Origin of the sequence: Galbibacter mesophilus, assembly GCF_023721415.1 — a bacterium.
In the GTDB taxonomy this organism is placed as follows: domain Bacteria; phylum Bacteroidota; class Bacteroidia; order Flavobacteriales; family Flavobacteriaceae; genus Galbibacter; species Galbibacter mesophilus.
Genome location: NZ_JAMQVC010000003.1, coordinates 258,763 through 278,287 on the forward strand (window position 1 = coordinate 258,763; position 19,525 = coordinate 278,287).

Sequence of the window (19,525 nt, forward strand, 5' to 3'; positions counted from 1 at the left end):
TTGAATATGATTTAAAATGGAAATAAAAAAACTACTGCTTCTACTTTTCGGAATAACCTTTTCTGCGAGTGCTCAATTAACCATTCCTCCACAGGAAAATATTTTAGGACCTGAATGGTCTCATAATCAACCATTGTACGAAATTAATATCGAAAGAGCCTCTCCAGAAGGGAATTTTAAAGGTTTTGAGAAAAATATTACTGTTTTAAAAGACATGGGTGTGGGGATAGTTTGGCTACAACCCATTACCGCTAGGAGTCATTTTTTAGTAAAGAAAAATTATGTGGATAGTCTAGGTGGATCGGTTATTCCCGTGCCGGAACATGCACGAATTCCAGACCCTACAAGCCCTTACAACGGAAGGGATTATTACGAAATTCACGACAAGTTCGGGAGTGAAAAAGACTTTAAGAATTTGGTCAAAACCATTCATAAAAATGATATGCATGTCATTATAGATGTGGTGATTAACCATACTGGTTGGGACCATGTTTTTATTGAAGAACATCCAGAATTTTATGTTAGAAATGAAAACGGAACCGTAGGTTATACAAGTCCGTGGCGTAGTTTGGCACAATTGGATTATACCAATAAGGATCTTTGGAAATACATGGAAAAACTACTGGTTTACTACATTGATGAATTCGATGTGGATGGCTTCCGAACGGATGTTACCGATCGCTTTCCGATGGAGTTCTGGAACTGGGTAGTACCTAGAATTAAAAAACACAAAGATGTATTCATGTTAGCCGAGGGACATGCACCTGCGGCATACCCTTCTCATAGCATGACGTACGATTGGTTTTTGTCGCCCGCTTTTTGGTCGGTGGTTCACGGAAGAAGAAATGCAGATGTAATTACTGATGTGTTGAAATGGGAGCAAGAGCATTATCCTGAAGGTTTCAGAAGGTTGCGTCACGCTACCAATCACGATATAGAATACACAGGATACGCTTACCCAAGCATGACTTGGTATTTTGATAAAGATGTGTTCGATAAATCATGGTTTAGGAAAACGCCTATTGAAGAAAAGTTCGGGGAAGCTTTGGAATCTTACATGGTTCTATGTGCTACCTTGCCGTTTGGGCAGCCTATGATTTGGACAGGGCAAGAGTATGGCGTTATTTACCATACCCCAGATAAAATTCCTTTCGAAACCAAATACGATACTTTCTACCAAAAAATGTTCCGTTTGTATATGCACCATACAGCATTGGTAAGCGGAGGGTACCAAGAAATCCCAATAGCGGGTACTAGTAATGTTTATGCTTTTAAAAGATGGAACGATGAAGAGACGATTACCGTAATCATTAATTTAGGAGGAGAGCCAAAATACATCCCTATGCATATGGTAGGCATAGAAAAAGGAATCATCGATTATTTTAACGACAAAAAAGTAGAGTCTACTGCGTTTACAGTAGCTCCTTGGGGGTACAGGGTTTTCATTGAGAAATCATGATATTTTAAGGGTAATCGCGGTTTAATTGATATCTCTTTTTATTCGATAGGACATTCTTTTCACTTCAAGCGTAGCGAGATGTCACCTTGGGATGTGTATCAATCTAAGATGTACGGGTAGCAATCCGAGATTAACCGGTAGCAACATTTTATTGGTTGGTAGCAACACAAAAAGGGCCTGTAGCAACCAAAAATTAGCCTTTAGCAATGCAATATTGATGAGTAGCAACCCGAAATGAACTAGTAGCAATACAGTTTTAATGGGTAGCAATGGAATATGAGTCAGTAGCAGTAAAAGATTAACGAGTAGCAAAAAGAGATAACCTCGCGGGAAATACAATTGTTTCTATGTAAAAAACTACTTAATTCTAACTACTCAATACTAATGGCTACAGATTACAATTTCTCCACATATACATAATAGGCGCCGCAAATAGGTTCGTTATTTTTGTTTGAAAAGGTTGTAGTCATTTCAGTAATTCCTTTTTTCAGCGGAACGATAAAAGAAATTTCATCATTATCTTCTGAAACCTCTTCCGTTTGCTGAAAATCTTGAATTTTAAGGGAGCCAAAGTGAATGGGAAGCGCTTTACCTTCGGGATAACTTCCATATTTCCCTTCATAAGCTGGTAATCCACCGTTAAGGGCAGCATCAACACTTTTAGGCCACCTGCGCAAGGTGATTTTGTAAGTTCCAGCGCTAAGTACGTTAACTTTCCAACCGCCGTTTCTAGGCTCGCCTTTTCTTACGTCAACGCCTTTGTCCATAAAAACATCCATCCAATCGCAGGCCGTATGCATCACGGGATTTTCAGGACCACCAATATAGACAGGAAGAAAATCCGAATTGCGAATAGAAACTTTTTCCCACCAATTATTGTAAAATTTAATCATTTTACCCACTACTTCGGGGTTGTTTTCAGCAACATTTTTATCCTGATGCGGATCGTTGGTAACGTTGTACAATTCTTCCGTATTTACCAGTCGCCAATCGTTCCAAATTACGGTAGCATCACCTTTTACGGGCGTTGTGGAATGTTTAGGGTCGACGTACCAAATAAACGGACTGTATTGTATGACCGACATTCGGTTTTTAAATTGGTTCAATGCTTTTTTCTCTCCCTTTATCAGCGGTAAAAGACTCAAACCGTCCAATTTTACTTCGGAAGATATTCCGGCTAGATCCAATAGGGTAGGATAGATATCCAAAACATTGGTGCTCTCCTGAATGGTCTTTGGAAGCAAAGCTGAAGGAAAACGAATCGATAACGGTACTCTGTGTCCACCATCGTAAAGCGATCTTTTTTTGCCTTTCATTTCAGCATTAAAAACCTTTTCCCCATTGGCGGTGCCGTTATCCGATAGGAAAACAAAAATGGTATTCTCTTCCAAGTTTTCTTCTTTTAAAAATGAAAGCAATTTTGAAGTGTTTTCATCAATATTGGAAATCATTCCCAAGAAATTAGCGATTGATTTTCGTCCCCTGAGCGGAATTTCCTCCGATATTTTATCTAAATAAGGAGCGCTGTATTTTTCATCTATAAAATAGGGGGCATGCGCTGCGTTAAAGGCAATGTAGCTGAAAAACGGTTTATTGTCCTTAGCTTGTTTTCGCATCCAACGAATAGATTCTTCGGTAAAAACATCGGTACAATAACCATTAAAAGAGGTATCTTTTCCGTTTTGTATGTAAGTATCATCAAAATAATCGTTATTCCAGGCATCTGGAATAGCGCCAACATGGGAAGAAGGAAACCATAAGGTTTCTTCAAAACCGCGATCTTGTGGGCGATAAGGGTAGGTGCTCCCTAAGTGCCACTTCCCAAAAAGTCCGGTGCTGTAACCATTTTCTTTTAAAATTTCAGCAATCGTGGGAAGATCGGTACGCATCAAGGCGCGACCACTACTCACATTATTGGCTTTATTTGCCAAACAATGTCGACCGGTAAGCAATTCCGAACGAGTAGGTGTACACATCGGCTGCACGTGAAAATCAGAAAATTGAACACCTTCAGAAAATAGATTGTCAATAGCTGGCGTTTGAACAAAAGGATGCCCGTTAATACCTAAATCTCCGTAGCCCACATCATCAACTATGACCAGTATGATATTAGGTTGTTTTTTCTGAAAACCATAGTTTTTATCAATAGAGAAAAGACAAAGGAAACTTATCAGAACAATCAAAAATCTATTCATTATTCAGTTAGGTTTAGAATTAATTCATCCATTTCCCGTGCGATGCTATCGCCAGAAACTTCTGGCTTTATTTTTACGTAAGAATGCTTTTTGTTTTCTTGTGGCTCAGCAATCCACTCATTGCTTCCGTCAGCAGAAACTTTTACATAGCCATCGGAAACGTTTTCAAAATATTTGGAGGAAGCTTTTTCGTCAAGAAGCATTACCGCCACTTGGTCCCATGCAGGGCGCCCAGCGAAATTATTGTATAATTCGAAGCCGCGATACACAGGATTGTCCTTAGCGAGATTGGCTTTAAGATATTCACCACCTGTAAGGATTTCTTTACCGACTTCCCATCCGCAGAAAACAACCTCCTTATCCCAATTATCTAAGGAATACACCGTAGATGCAGGATCGGGGCGAAAAAAATTGGCCTCTTTTCCTTTTGGGAAAGTACCTCCCATGCAGAGCCATTTTTTTATTTTCTTTTCCGCCAATTCCTTTCCGGATAAAGGAGATATATCGTCAGGCGGCGATTGCAGGAATTGCTGTAAACTGGATAAATGACCCACGGTTACCAAAACCACACTATTGTCAGGGCTTTCGGAAAGGGTTTTTCGGTACACTTTTAAAGCAGTTGGCATGCTTTCGGCAGAACCTGAATCGTGAGGAAATTCTTCAGAGATTTCTTTGGTGTATTTGGAGAAATGTTTTAAACTTTTTCCATTATTTAGAAAACCCACGGGAGTATCCCCATTTCCGTAGAAAGTATTGATGGCATCTGCACAGCCAGGAGCATACTTATCCCTACTGGTTACAATTACTGCTGAAAGATCAATTAATCCCTTCTTTTCATAAGCATGTAACATCGCTAATGCCTGCACATCGTCCACATCGGAGTCTAAATCGGTATCAAAAATTACACGGGTAGGCGCACTGCAAGCGCCTAAAAGGCAACATAAAAGTATCGTTAGGAATGTTTTCAAGTGTTCGGATTTCATTAGTGTTTTTTATTTTATTCCTCGTCGGGAAGTTTAAAATCGGCTCCCCAGTTTTCTTTTAACAATTTGCTCAAGGAGTCTGTTAGTTTTTTGTTTTCTGGATGGGCTACCGTGTTGGTGTTTTCTTTGGGATCTGTGATGTGGTTGTAAAACATTTTATTGTTTGGTGCAGCATCTTTTCCAATCCATTCAGTATAAGCCTCGGTATGGGTTTTAATGGTCATTCCGTTATTGTATTTTGCGATGATGAAATCTTTAAATTCGGCATTCGGATTTTCAAGAACTTTCATAAAGCTTTTCCCTTGCAATTGTTCTAGCATAGGAAGTCCAGCCGCTTCTAATAAAGTAGGGTAGACATCTACAAATTCCACTAAAGTTTCGGCAACACCTGTTTTATTGGTAAACGGATTTTTAACCATAAGCGTTGATTGCAAAGAGGTTTTGTAGTTACAATGTTTACACCACATGGTGTGTTCCTGCAGGTTGTAACCATGGTCGCTCATTAATACCACAATGGTATTCTTATCCAGTTCTAACTCTTTTAAGGTTTGTAATACTTGTCCGATTTGCGCATCGACGTAAGAAATACAGGCGTAATAACCGTGAATCAATTTAATGGCGGTAGAATCTGCCACAGGTGTTTTCTTCGGAATTTCCCTGTATTGCTTTAACTCCCCAGAATTATGGATGGAAATTTCGGGAGCATTTTTTGGGACAAAATTATTATTCGGTTGCTTTATTTTACCGTCGTATAGTTTCCAATACTTTTCTGGAGCATTGAATGGGAGGTGAGGTTTTAAAAAACCAGCGGCTAAGAAGAAAGGTTGGTTGGAATTCTTCAGTTTTTTTAAATCGGCTATTGTTTTTGCTGCAATTCTTCCATCAAAGTAGGCGCTGTCTGGAACGTCGCCACGTTCATACGCTTTTCCTCGGGTTCCTTCAGCAATCATTTTTAAATTTTCCTCTGTGTGGTAATCAAAATTACTGAAGTTCTTTGGGTCCGGACGCCACAGTTCATCCCAAGCATCTTCATGATCGTTTTTATTGTGAAAAATTTTTCCGTTGGAAATGGTGGTGTATCCATTTTCCTTAAAATACGCTGGCAATACTTTTGCATCGGGAGCATCTTCCTGCGCGAAAGTATTGTATTTTAAAAATCGTTCTGGCGTAGGCCTCAATCCTGTTAAAATACTGGCTCTTGAGGCACCGCACACTGGAAAGTTACAATATGCATTTTTGAACAAAACCCCTTCTGAAGCCAATTGATATAGGTGAGGTGATTGGACGAGTGTATCTCCATAACAGCCCAGGTCTGGTCGAAGATCGTCTACCATAATAAACAAAATATTGGGTTTTTGTTGTATTTTTAACGGAGTTTCATTTGTTTCCTTTTTGCAAGAAAAAAGTAGTACAATTATTGCTGAAACAGTTATAAAGTAAGTGCTTTTCATGATTTTTGACAATTAACGAATTTCCTCTTTTAAAGGAAATTATATTAATAGATACGTATAATGTGCGAGGGTTTTATAAAACGTGTCGCAAGCTGACAACAGTAAGAAAAGCAAGGCGAAAGTATGTTTTTTTGAAATCAAAAACAAGCATGATAATTTTTGACACAAAAATTTATTAATTTGACACTTCGGGAGCAGTATTTTTACGTTTTTCTTGATTTAGTTTGTTTTTCTTGAAAAAATATTTCTATTTTTACACGAGTGAAAAATTGCTAATTTCCAAATTTTGCATATTAATTATGTGTTAAAAAGCTGTTTTTGTACTGTTTAACTTAAGTTCCCGAAAGTGAAGCTAGATACTGAAAATATTGTGCTTAATGAAAAACCAAAGAATATGGAGCCTGTTCAGGTTGCTTGTTCTGAGGTTGATGCGGACGCTCTTTTTGAAAAGATAGTAAAAGAAGATGACTTAAAAAGTTTCGAGGAGCTGTACAATCATTACTTTCCCATCTTATGCAATTATGTGGTAAGATTTGTAGCATCAAAAGAAATTGCACAAGATTTGATTTCAGATTTGTTTTTTAAATTTTGGAAAAATCGTAAGAAGATAAAAATAAACAGCTCAGTAAGGGCCTATTTTTTTACTTCAGCAAAAAACACTGCCTATAACTATTTAAGTAGGGAATACCGTAAATATACTAGTTTGGAAGATTCTCCAGTAATTGCCTTAAATTCCAATCAAGTGAGTCCAGAGGGTGGTATTATTTATGATGAGCTTTCAGAAAAAATAAAAGCAGCCATCAACGAGCTAAGTCCGCAATGCAAAAAAGTATTTTTGCTTAGCCGTAACGAAGGACTTAAATACAGGGAAATTGCTGACAGGCTAAATATCTCCAATAAAGCAGTTGAGGCAAACATGAGCCGTGCATTAAAATCCTTGAAATTTTCTCTAAAATATTACTTGTCCTTATTAATATTATTTTTTTGTTAAGAAACTTAACATTGCGAAAGTCTTATTTTTAAAGGCTTTTCCGTTGCAAATCCACATTTTATTCATAAAAAAAATATTTTTCTCGCATTTTGATGTAGGGTAAGATTAAATTTTTGTGTCTTATAGATAACAACGTAAGAATGAAGCATAATATTAGCAATCAATTATTGTCCGATTATTTTTCTGGGGAAGCTACGGCGAGCCAGAAAAGGAAGGTTGAGCTATGGCTTAATAGCGACAAAAGGAATATTGAATATTTCTATAAGAAGCTTGAGGAATGGGAAATTGAAAATGCCGATTTAGAATTTGAAGGGACAAAAGACTTTCAGACTTTAAAAGAGAGAATCGAGCTTTACGAAAAAATATACGTTGAACCGAAAGTTCGTACATCACGTAGAAATTTTATAAAGTCAATCCAGCGCATAGCTGCAGTCGTGTTGTTATTACTAATTGGTGGAGCATCGTACTATTATTATGATAATTTTTATGGCTTCACTATTTACGAAACAGGTTATGGTGAAATGCAGACTGTACTGTTGCCAGATAATTCAAAAGTAATTTTAAATGCTAATTCCAATTTGAAGGTGCCAAAGCATTGGGGAGAGAAAAATACTCGCCAGGTTTGGTTAGATGGAGAAGCGTTTTTTTCGGTGCAGCACACAAAATCTCATCAAAAGTTTTTGGTTTTTAACAATGATGTAAAAGTGGAGGTTTTAGGAACCGAATTTAATGTTAATGGCCGAAGGGATGAAACGAGGGTAGTGCTAAATTCTGGAAAGGTAAAATTAAACTTGACACGGGGTGAACTTCCCGAGGAAATTGTAATGAAGCCAGGGGAGTCGGTAAAATTTGAAAGACAAAGCAAAAAAATTATAAAAAAGGAAGTGGATACAAAAATGTACACTTCTTGGCGATACAGCGAATTTAACTTTGAAAAAGTAGAGCTTAGCAAAGTTGGGGAATTATTAGAAGATAATTACGGACTCGAAGTTGAGTTCGAAAGCGAAAACCTAAAGAATAGAGTATTTACCGCTGTCTTGCCAGCCGACAATTTGGAGGTGCTTCTTAAAGCTATTTCAAAATCATTCGGGATAGAAGTGAAAAGACAAGAAGACACAATAATTTTTAAAAACAACAAGTGACAACAATATGAAAAAAGAAAGAAATTTTATTTCTAAAACTGTGTGTACGTACACACTAATTTAATCAATCATTATTTAATAAAAGCTAACTGTTAATTTAATCAAGCCAATGAAAAAATTACTAAGAAAAGCTAGTCAAGCATGGCTGGCAGTGATCTTGTGTAGTCCTTCGGCAGAAATTTTCGCGCAAAGTTATGCGTCTGTAAATAATTTCTCTGCTCGGGGTAGCTACCATAAGAGTGCATCTCTAAAACAAAGTTCTTTAGAGGATGTACTTGTGGAAATTCAAAAAAAGTACAATGTACGATTTGCTTTTAATGATGAAGTGATCAGTAAGAAAGTGGTTTCAAGCTTTCCTTCTTTAGGAGATGATCTAAACAAGTCGTTAACAGAAATTCTAAAACCACTGGGATTAACCTATGAGGTTTTAGAAAATAATTATTATGTAATTTATCCTACTAACAAGAGGTCTGAAGCAACAAGGTTGAAAGCGAAAGCTTTAAGTCAGTTGAATTCGTCTAATTCAGGATTAAATACAATTAATGGTGCTTCAGCAAGTGTAATGCAAAATGTAGTTACTGGTAAGGTGACAAATTCCGAAGATGGAGTGCCATTGCCAGGGGTTAATATTATGGTTAAAGGTACTTCTAACGGTGCCTCTTCTGATTTTGATGGTAATTACAGTATCAATGTTGCAGATGAAAATGCTACTTTGGTATTTACCTATATCGGCTTCAAAGAAATTGAAGTTCCGCTAAACGGAAGAAGCGTAGTAAATGTTTCTTTAGAATCAGATGTTAGTGCATTAGATGAAGTAGTGGTAGTAGGATATGGTACGCAGAAAAAATCTGATTTAACAGGTTCAATTTCATCAGTAGGCTCTGAAGAAATCAGCAAAGTTACTGAGGTTACTGTGGAAGCTGCTTTACAAGGTCGGGCTGCCGGTGTAAACATTCAAAGAGGAGAAGGGTCACCAGGGAGTTCATCAAAGATTTCCATTCGTGGAGCAGGTTCCATAGGGAATACTGGGCCGTTATGGGTAGTTGATGGTGTGCCTCAGGATCCAGGGAATTATTTCAATCCCAATGATATTGAGTCTGTTGAGATTCTAAAAGACGCATCTGCATCTGCTATTTATGGAGCTCGTGCAGCTCACGGGGTTATTCTGGTTACAACGAAGAGAGGTAAAGAAGGAAAGGTTCAAGTGAATTTTGATACTACTGTTGGATTTAGAGATGCAGTTAGGCTTCCGGATATGCTTAACAGAGATCAATATATTTTGTTGAGTACTGAAGCCAGAGAGAATGGAAATACCAATCCAGACCCATCTTGGAGTAATCCATCGGAATTGCCAGATACAGATTGGGAAGATGCTTTGTTTAGAACAGGAATTGTGCAAACCAATAACTTATCTCTTTCCGGAGGTGGTGAAAATGCCAATTTCTTTGTGTCGGTGGGTAACCAGAGTGAGCAAGGTATTATGGTGAATAATGAATTTGATAAATACAATTTAAGAGCAAATTCTGATTTTAAAATAGGTAAAATTTTAAAATTAGGAGAGTCATTAATGGTATCCAGAACGGAGTTAAATCCTACTTCTGATGACGGTAGGGATTTATTGTATTTATATCGAGCAGTACCTACACATCCTTTATATGATGAAACAAACCCTTATGGTGGATGGGGTCAGTCTCCGGGCTACAATGCAGGTCCAAATCCAGTAGGGTTACAGTACCAAAACCACGCATTGAATAAAACTACGCGAATCAATGGTAATATTTATGGAGAATTAGAGCCTGTAAAAGGACTGACCTTAAGAGGAAGTTTTGGGTTTAATTTATCAGATAATTTAAATAGAAACTTCAGAGAAGCTTTCGATTATGGAAATCAATCGAATTTAACATCAGAGCTTTCCTATTATAATGCCAATTCAGAGGCTTTTAACACCAATGTTACATTAACCTTCGACAGAACTTTTGGGAAGCATAATGTAAAAGCTTTAGCTGGATATGAAAAATTCACTAATGATGGTGTTGATTTTGGTGCAAACGGAGTGGATTTTCCTGTACCATATTCAGAAAGTTTAGGGTTAGCAACTGGAGAATTAACTGTTACAAGTAGGAATTCTATTAACCAGCAGTATCGTTTGAATTCTTATTTCGGTAGGTTAAATTATAGTTTTGCTGGAAAATATTTATTAACGGCAAATATTCGTCATGATGGTTCTTCTCGTTTTGGATCAGCAAATCAATATGGTACCTTCCCTTCATTTTCTGCAGGTTGGAATATTAGTAAAGAGTCCTTTATGCAAGATGTTAGTGCCATTTCCAACTTAAAGTTAAGAGCTAGTTACGGTACCCTTGGATCTGATGCGATAAATGACTATTTATTTTCTTCTGTATATGTTAACGATAGTTCATTCTATATCTTTAATGCTACCGGTGTTGATGATGGAAATGTGTCTACTGGGTATTATTTAGATCGTTTTGCGAACCAAGCTGTTAAATGGGAAGAAATTTCACAATTAGATTTCGGATTGGATATAGGTTTCTTTAGAAATCAATTAAATATTACGGCGGATTATTATATCAAGAAAACTACTGATATGTTAATACCTGTACAACTGCCTCTTTCTTATGGTGTTTCAGCCTCTGCTGGAAATACTGGAGTAAATAGTGTTCCAGTGAATTTAGGAGAAATGGAAAATGAAGGGATTGAGTTTACTGTGGATTTCTCAAAATCTGTTGGGAATTGGGATTTCAATATTTTAGCTAATGCAGCTTGGAATAGGAATTTATTATTAAGCTTAGAAGGTGCAAATGAAGAAATATTTAGAACTGGTGGTAACCCCGCTTTTGGACCTCAAGGAGCGACAATATCTGTAACAGAAGAGAACAACCCTATAAGTTCTTTTTATGGGTACGTAGTTGAAGGGGTTTTTCAAGATCAACCCACTATAGATGCTTTAAATGCGGGGGCTCCAGATGGAGTTTATCAGTCAAACGGAACGTCTCCAGGTGATTTTTATTACAAAGATCTTGATGGAGATGGAGAGATAACAGAAGAAGATAGAACCGTTTTAGGAAACCCTTGGCCAGAACTAACATATGGTTTAAATGCAACAATTGCATACAAAGGTTTAGACTTAACCATGTTCTTTCAAGGTGTTTCAGGGGTAGATGTTTTCAATCTTACTAGATCATACGCTCGTGGTTTTTATGGAGATTATAATTCCTCTACGCAAGCATTTGATAGATGGACCCCGTCTAACCCCTCATCCAGTCATCCAAGATTAGCGACAGGTGACCCAAATGGTAATTTAAGTCAACCTTCATCTTATTTTGTAGAAGACGGTTCTTACCTAAAGCTTCGTAATATACAGTTAGGGTACTCTATACCTACAGATGTATTAAGTAAATTTGGCTTTACTAAAGCAAGGGTTTTTATAAATGCACAAAACATTCTGACAATAACCAACTATGATGGTTTGGATCCTGAAGTTAGTAATGGAGATGGCGGAAATACATTGCAAAATGTAGATGGATTATCTAAATACCCACAAACACGATTAATTTCTACAGGGTTACAATTAGGATTTTAAAAATAAAGGAAGATGAGAAAAATATTTAATAAAACAGTTTTTGTAGCATTGTGTGCACTACTTTTTGTGCGCTGCTCGGATGATGACTTGAATGTGTCAAATCCAAATGCTATTGACGGAGAGGCATTCTTTAATACGGTAGGTGATCTAGAATTATCATTGACCGGTGTTTACGAAGCTTTAGGAGCGAGTGAACTATATGGTTATCAATTGATGCCTTTTTTAATGTATGGGCTGCCCAAAACAGGGGACCAAGAGTGGATATCAGACATACATCGTAATGAAATATATTTAAATGAAGTAACCCCAAGAAATGCCTTGACAGAGGGTTATTGGAAAGGTTACTATCGTGGTATATCTCGTGCGAATGATTTCTTAGAAAATGCTGACAGGTTTCTTGCTGAAAATCCTGATATCAGTACAGATGATAGAAATCGTGTTATGCAAATGCGTGGAGAGGCATTGTTTTATAGAGCCTTTAATTATTTTGATTTAATAAGATTATGGGGCGAGAAAAATCCTGCCGTAGATCCTAATGCTCCTGGGGTACCATTATTTTTAAATGTACCGAAAAGTAGGGAGGAAATGAATAAAGATAAGTCCACGGTAGGGGAAGTTTATGCTCAGTTGGAAATGGATTTAATGGAAGCAGCAGATCTTTTGCCTCCAAGTTGGTCAGGAGCAAATTTAGCTCGAGTGGATTCTTATGCAGCCAAAGCTCTTCTAGGTAAAGTTTATGTGTACCAAGAAAAATGGGACAATGCAAAATCAAGTTTAGAAGAAGTAATTAATGGGCCTTTTTCATTGGTCAATTTTGATAATTATGATGATCTTTTTCATGGTAAAAATGAATTTAGCTCTGAATCTTTATTTGAATTAAACTTTTCAATGGATCAAGATTTTGAAACATGGAAAGGAGGTACTGGACAAAGTTTGGCATTAATCGTTGGTTCTAAGGGAGCTGGTTGGAATAATAACTATCCACATGACAAGAACATAGAAAGGTTCGGCAGCGATCCAAGGTTAAGAATAAATATGCTGGAACCAGGGGTTGATAGTGTTGTAGCCAAAAATGGAAGCTATAAGCCAGTAGAGAAATTTTGGCCAGACAATCCAGAAATTAAAGGTTGGGCCTTCAGAAAGTATGTGCCTTTGGATTTAACAATTTTAGGACCTAATAGAAGAAATTATGGTTCTAATTTTAACCTGATCCGTTTAGCAGATATTTATCTATTATATGCTGAAGTTATGAATGCCCAAGGAAATGATGCAGTAGCTGCAGAATATGCCAATAAGGTAAGAAGAAGGGCTTATGGAGGGAATCCTAATACGCCAAACCCAAGTGTCGATTTTGCGGGAATTGGTGGTACACAGTTAAGGGATTCTATTCGGGAAGAAAGATTTCGAGAACTTTTTGCAGAAGGACATCGTTGGTTTGATTTACAACGATGGGGTATAGTTCAACAAGAATTAGCCAAATATGGTACTACTCAAAACGGACCTATAATTTTCGATGCAAAAGATACTTATTTGCCAATTCCTCAAAGAGAATTAGATGCAAACACCGCTTTAGAGCAAAGCACAGGATACTAAAAACATACAGTTATTTTTAATCATTGTAGTTAGTTAGCAATAAAACTGGTTCCTATTTAGTTAGGAACCGGTTTTATAATCTTTTTTTAACCCCTAATACCTTACTAAAAAAGGACCTTTATTTATGGAATGACCTTTACTTCTAACACTTCATTCCCATAAAATGTTTTTAAAAATTAGTGTAAGTCTAGAATAAAATTATTTCTAGATGAGCTAGTTCATGCATTACAATCAACTGTACACTTTAAATCTAATTAAATGAAAACAAGACTACTACACCAAAAAATCTTGTTACTATTATTAATTTTCGCAAACGTTTCCGTAATTTTTTCTCAAGACAGAAAACCAATAAGAAACGTAATTTACCCTGAAGCTGCTTTCGCAGTTTTTGATGCAGACACCAACCGTCTGGCAACTAGTGGAAGAATTATCGATGTTACCCGGCCACCATTTAATGCAGCCGGAGATGGTATTACCGATGATACCGAAGCTATAAACGCTGCTTACACCTTTGTAGCAGAGCGCATGGAGGAATTCGGTTGGCAATCTGCCGATTCCAACAATGGTTCTTACCAAATGTATTTTCCAAATGGGACATATTTAGTAAGCAATACCATTATTCATAATTTAGGAAACATAACCTATACTGGTAAAGAAACCGATCCAGAAGGAGTTGCATGGGTACGATTCGTCGGACAAAACCGCGATAATACCATTATAAAACTACAAGACAATGCGCCAGGCTTTGGAGCTGGAGCACAAAAAGAATTAATATCCCTTCAGAAAAAAGGGGTAGGGGATCGTGAAGGAAACAACATTCCTGCGGCCAACCAAATAAGTGATATCACCATTGACACGGGAAGTGGAAATCCAGGCGCTATAGGTGTTTATTGGATGAGCGCCAATACCGGTGAGATGGACAATGTGCTTATTAAATCGGGAGATGGTCAAGGATATGCAGGTATCGATATGCCTGTGTTTACGGTTCAAGGTCATTACCGTGATATTACCATCGATGGTTTTGATTATGGAATCGCATCTACCACGCGTGGAGAGAGTAACCCTACTTACGAATACATTACTTTTAGAAATCAAAATATAGCTGCCGTTTTAGCGGAAGATGGAAGTCCTATTTTTCGTAAAGCGGCAAGTACCAACGATGTTCCATTTGTAATCATCAGTCAGGATGAGTCGCAAATTATTATCATAGATAGCCAAATTGAAGGAACTAATTCTTCTGTTCCTGCTATCGATCTTCAAAATGAAAAATCGCAACTTTTTATTAGAAATACAACCTTTTCTGGTTATAGCGCTTCTGTAAGAAAAGAAGGCGAAAATGTAGTTTCAGGAAACGTTGAAGAATATGTTTGGTCGGATGTTTATACATTATTTGAAGGATTTGAGAAAAAGTCACTCAATCTGCCAATTGCAGAATCACCCATTATGGAATGGGAGAGCGATCTTTCACAATGGGCAAATGTGGACGAATATCCAGGGGAAACCGATGCAGAAAGAGTACAGAATGCGATGAATTCTGGAAAACCTGTGGTTTATTTCCCAAAACACGAGTACAATATTAATACGAGAATAACGATTCCAGCTTCCGTAAAATTTATCGATTTTATGTATAGTCGTCCAAGTAATAATACCGACTTCGATATTTTCGAAAGCTCATCAGATATGTTGTATATCTATCACATAAACAGAGGTTCCGCAGAATTAATTCAATCTGCAGCGCGTCCAGTTGTGATGAGAAATGTTACTTGGAATAATTTTAAATACACCGGAACTGGAACAAGCACAATGTACTTGGAAAGTACCGCTGGCTTTGGTTCTACGGTAGATTTTTGTCCAACGCCACTTACCATTTACGGAAGGTCCATAAACGATGAAAACAAAGGAACTTCCAATTTTAAAGTTTTTGGAGGAACACTTTGGACAATGGGCTTTAAAACGGAAAGTGAAACCGTTGCTTTTGAAGTTAGAGACGGTGGTTTCGCCGAAGTTTTAGGCGGATTTAGAAATGAAGTTGGTAAAAAAGCAGAAGAGCCCTTCGTGTTAAATGATAATTCTAATGTTTCCTTTATCGGGTACAATCATTTAAGTGGTTCAGGAGATCCGATTATTACTGAAATTCAAGACGGAATTGAACAAACTATTTTACGTACTCAATTGCCTGCACGTGGTTCAGGGGCTGTTATGGTTCCTTTATATGTAGGAACTACCGATGCTGAAGCGCCAGCGTGTTTACCTCCATTGGGTGAAGGTTCTGAAACTTCAACGGATAGTGCGACTATCTTTTGGTCGAGTCCGAACCCAACGGTAGATACTTTTGAAGTACGATATAAGACAATTAATGCTACAGATTTTGAAGTATTCGAGGTTGCTAATGATACTACGGCAACTTTAACGAATTTAATAGAAGGTGTAAATTATGAGTGGCAGGTAAGAGCAAAATGTGGAGAAGATTTCTCCGAATACTCTGCGCCAGAATTATTTACAACCGACCTAACGGTTAACGCAATCGATGCTCCTATAACAATAGATGGTATTTTAGATGAAAGTGTTTGGAATTTAAACACGGATATCGCTAAAGTAATCAGTGGAGAAGGAAATAACACGGGTGTTTTTGGAGTGCTTTGGGATAATAACTATTTATATGTTGGAGTAAGGGTTTTAGATGATAATTTAGTAAACGACTCTGATGACGTTTTTCAAGATGATGCAGTCGAAATTTACATTGATCCTGAAAACGACGGTGGTAGTTACGGTCCATTCGATTTTCAGTTAATTAAAGGTTACAATGACGAAGGCTTATTCAGTTTGAAACCTTTTAACGGTGAAATTTTACACAAAACCACCAACATCGATGGAGGTTATGTAGTGGAAATGGCCATTCCTTGGTCTGGACTGGGAACTTTGCCTGGAAATAACAAAACAATCGGACTCGATGTTGGGTTCGACGACGACGATGATGGCGACAATAGAGATGCGCAAGCATTGTGGTCTGGAATTGGAACTAACTTTAGAGACACATCCGAGTTTGGCGATGTGATTTTAAAAAATGGAGTAGCCACAGAAACAAGTTTAGGACTGCATTTCACTTGGGATGGAATCACTACAGATGAAGTAGTTGGCTTGAATAGTACGCTAAGCGAATTTGCTAGTTTCACTGCAGATGCTGCTATCGGTTCAGGAAGTATTTCCATTTTAGATGAAGCAGGTCAAGTAGCCATAGATCCTGCTGTTGCCATAGCGAAAGGAAGTTTGTTGAATGAAAGTTTTACAGCACGTTCTTACTCCTTATGGTTTAAAGCAAAAGATACGCAACCTAAGCAAGTTTTACTGGAAGAAGGTGGAGAAGGTGCAGGTGTTGCTTTTGAATTGGAAAATGATATGATTACCGTGTTGTTTAGACATGGAACCGGAGATAATTTTTCTACCGTTTCGGTGCCATTTTCAAACGGCGATGAAATAGATTGGAACCATTTGGCTGTTACATTTGAAGCAGGTTTAATAGGTGTTTACCTTAACGGTGAATTGGCAGGCTCCGGAGTGGGATCGGTTGCTACAATTCCAAACCATAATAATGCTACTTCTCTTGGTGGAGTTGACGAATTGGAGTCTTCTTCCAACGGAGATAACTTCTATTTTAACGGTTCTTTGGATGAGTTTAAAGTATTCAATGGAGTGCTTACTTCGGAAGAAATTGTAGAATTAGCAGATCGTCCTGTTATACTTCCATCGGCAACGTTAGGTCTTCATTTTACGTGGGATAATAAAACTGCAGATGAAATAGCTAGCTTAGAAAGCGGATTGCAAGACGGACTGGTTTCCTTTTCTGCTGAAAGTCCATTTGGAAGTGCCGGATTGGAATTTACAGGAAATGATATTTTAGCGGATACACCGGCAGTGGGAGTTTTGGGTGGTAGCATGTTGAATGATAGTTTTTCCTTCCGTTCCTATTCACTATGGTTTAAACCTCGAAATACAACTGCTCAGCAACTTCTTTTTGAAGAAGGCGGAGATCAAGGGGGAGCCGTTTTTCAAATTCAAGAAGGTAATGTAATGTTGATGTTCCGTCACGGTGGAGGAAATAATTTTACTTCTTTTGAAGTGCCACTTCCAAGTTATTCAAATGGAGCAGAATGGACTCATCTAGCAGTTACGTATGCTGCCGGAACAATTACAGCCTATATCAATGGTCAAGAAGCTGGAAAAACTATTTCTGTGGTAGGAAGTATTCCTGCGCATCGAAATGCCGCTTCTTTGGGAGGAAACAAAAATGTGGAAGCCCCTACAAATGATAACACTTTTTATTATGATGGTTTCTTAGATGAATTTAAAGTTTACGACGGTATTCTTACTGAAGAAGAGATTCAAGTTTTATTTGATGAACTTTTCCAAGAAGCAGGAATTAATCTTCATTGGACATTCAATGAAACTACCGGAACAGTCGTAGATAACGTATCGGGACCAGGGAATGATGGTACTATTCAAGGTGGAACGGCCGAAAATATTACTTCGGAAGGAATTGTTGGGACTTCATTTTTGTTCGATCCTGTATCGCCTTCGGAAGGAGAAGTAGTTGTTTTGGAAAAGCAGCTTATCAACAATTATCCAATGTCTGCTTCTATGTGGGTAAATGCTTCCAATTCGCAATTTTCCCAAGTGATGACGCTTTCAGATAGTACCACAAATAGAAATCATATAAGTATAGGAATTACAGATCTTACTTTGGATGATGGCAGCAAAGGTTTACGTCCTTTTATCCTAGTAGATGATAACGATGGAAAACCAAAGCGTGTAAATTCTGAAGAAAACATAGCTGGAGGATGGCATTTTATAACGCTAGTGCTGGAAAGTGCGACTTCAAGAAGGTTATATGTAGACGGTAAAGTGGTAGCTTCAGATACAGCTGAAGCAGATAATATTACTTTCCAAAATCAGCGATTAACTGTTGGTGCCAGTATTCGTGGTTCTTTCAACGGAAATCGTTACAAAGGAAAAGTAGATGAATTTAAATTATTCAACACTACCTTAACGGAAGCTGAAATTGAAGCGGAACGTGTGGCGCCTTTAAGTATTGCTACAGTAGATACACTTTCTGTGGAAGTGAATGCTCAAAATGCAATTCCTACGCCGATTTTTGTGCCTAACTTTTCAAAAACAGCGGTTACGTTTACTTCCAACAACCCAGAAATCGCAACGGTAGATGAAAACGGTTTGGTTACCGGAATTTCCAGCGGAACGGCCATTATTGAAGTGGCTTCGCAGTTTAACCCAGAGGCGAAAAGTACCGTTGAGGTAACGGTTGAAGGCGGATTGAGCCTTGGCGATTGCGAATTCGAAATCAGTGATTTTGTGGGAGCTACGGAAATCGTTGCCATCAACGAAGTGACCTACAGAAGTTTTGAAAGAAATAAAGGTACCTACGTTATCGGGATAGCGGCTGGAATCCGTACCGACGGACAGGCGGGCGCTTGGGAAATCCACAGCGACTGTAGCGTGAAAACGATCAGAAGAACTGGACAGGGCGATAACACAACTTTATTGCCGGATGTAAAAGGTGTTGAAAAATACCGTGGCTGGAACTACGTTCCGACTTCCATCAGTGAGGACGGACAGTTTATCTACGCAACGGCCATCAACCAGAACGGGTTTACCCACAAGCGCGGATGGACGGTAGAGGCCGGAACGGAAGTGGAAGTTCGTTTCCAATTGGGCGGTGCTTTCTACGGAAGGATTTTTGGCATCAGCAGTGAAATTCTTTGTGACGACCTGAATGTGGAGACCTTTGCGGGCAACTATTTTGTTACCGGTTGCAACGATGGCAGCGAAATGTTCAGCACGCAGAGTGCGAGCAGCAACGAAACACTTTATCAAGTGTACCCAAATCCAGTAAATAACAGTTTTAGTCTGAAAGGAACTTCCGAAGCAAACAACCTGAACTTACAGGTATTCGACCTTACCGGAAACTTGGTGCTTTCTACATTGGTGGGCACAAGCCAGTCCATCGACGCTACCAGATTAAATCCAGGTGTTTACTTGGTGAAAATCTATCAGGATAGCGAAGAGATTGTTCAAACGAAGCTTGTTAAAAAATAATA

Annotated in this window: 9 protein-coding genes; 6 read left to right on the top strand and 3 right to left on the bottom strand. The window is 38.1% G+C overall.

Annotated features, from left to right (window positions below):
• Window positions 1–16 precede the first annotated feature (16 nt).
• Window positions 17–1,459 (top strand): alpha-amylase family glycosyl hydrolase, encoded by a 1,443-nt coding sequence (locus tag NDQ75_RS12895; protein WP_202029447.1) that lies wholly within the window; start codon window positions 17–19, stop codon window positions 1,457–1,459.
• A 395-nt stretch (window positions 1,460–1,854) separates the two neighbouring features.
• On the opposite strand, the gene NDQ75_RS12900 is transcribed toward NDQ75_RS12895, so the two are convergent.
• From NDQ75_RS12900 to NDQ75_RS12910, 3 genes are read right to left on the bottom strand one after another with little or no spacing between them, the layout of a single operon-like run.
• The gene (locus NDQ75_RS12900; RefSeq protein ID WP_202029446.1) at window positions 1,855–3,654 is read right to left on the bottom strand and encodes an arylsulfatase; all 1,800 of its coding nucleotides are present in this window, start codon (window positions 3,652–3,654) and stop codon (window positions 1,855–1,857) included.
• Window positions 3,654–4,622, bottom strand: coding sequence for a nucleoside hydrolase (locus tag NDQ75_RS12905; RefSeq protein ID WP_202029445.1), 969 nt, complete (start codon window positions 4,620–4,622; stop codon window positions 3,654–3,656). Before NDQ75_RS12905 ends, NDQ75_RS12900 begins: the two co-directional genes overlap by 1 nt.
• A 29-nt stretch (window positions 4,623–4,651) precedes the next feature.
• The gene (locus NDQ75_RS12910) at window positions 4,652–6,088 is read right to left on the bottom strand and encodes a sulfatase (RefSeq protein WP_202029444.1); all 1,437 of its coding nucleotides are present in this window, start codon (window positions 6,086–6,088) and stop codon (window positions 4,652–4,654) included.
• A gap of 346 nt (window positions 6,089–6,434) precedes the next feature.
• On the opposite strand from NDQ75_RS12910, the gene NDQ75_RS12915 reads away from it, so the two are divergent.
• The 5 genes from NDQ75_RS12915 (at window position 6,435) to NDQ75_RS12935 (ending at window position 19,523) form a co-directional block, all read left to right on the top strand.
• Window positions 6,435–7,079, top strand: coding sequence for an RNA polymerase sigma-70 factor (locus NDQ75_RS12915; RefSeq protein ID WP_202029443.1), 645 nt, complete (start codon window positions 6,435–6,437; stop codon window positions 7,077–7,079).
• A gap of 140 nt (window positions 7,080–7,219) precedes the next feature.
• Window positions 7,220–8,221 (top strand): FecR family protein, encoded by a 1,002-nt coding sequence (locus tag NDQ75_RS12920; RefSeq protein ID WP_202029442.1) that lies wholly within the window; start codon window positions 7,220–7,222, stop codon window positions 8,219–8,221.
• Window positions 8,222–8,330: 109 nt separating this feature from the next.
• The gene (locus NDQ75_RS12925; protein WP_202029441.1) at window positions 8,331–11,822 is read left to right on the top strand and encodes a SusC/RagA family TonB-linked outer membrane protein; all 3,492 of its coding nucleotides are present in this window, start codon (window positions 8,331–8,333) and stop codon (window positions 11,820–11,822) included.
• A 12-nt stretch (window positions 11,823–11,834) separates the two neighbouring features.
• Complete coding sequence (locus NDQ75_RS12930; protein ID WP_202029440.1) at window positions 11,835–13,415, top strand: RagB/SusD family nutrient uptake outer membrane protein; 1,581 nt, start codon at window positions 11,835–11,837, stop codon at window positions 13,413–13,415.
• Window positions 13,416–13,673: 258 nt separating this feature from the next.
• Window positions 13,674–19,523 (top strand): LamG-like jellyroll fold domain-containing protein, encoded by a 5,850-nt coding sequence (locus NDQ75_RS12935; protein WP_202029439.1) that lies wholly within the window; start codon window positions 13,674–13,676, stop codon window positions 19,521–19,523.
• Window positions 19,524–19,525: the final 2 nt, after the last annotated feature.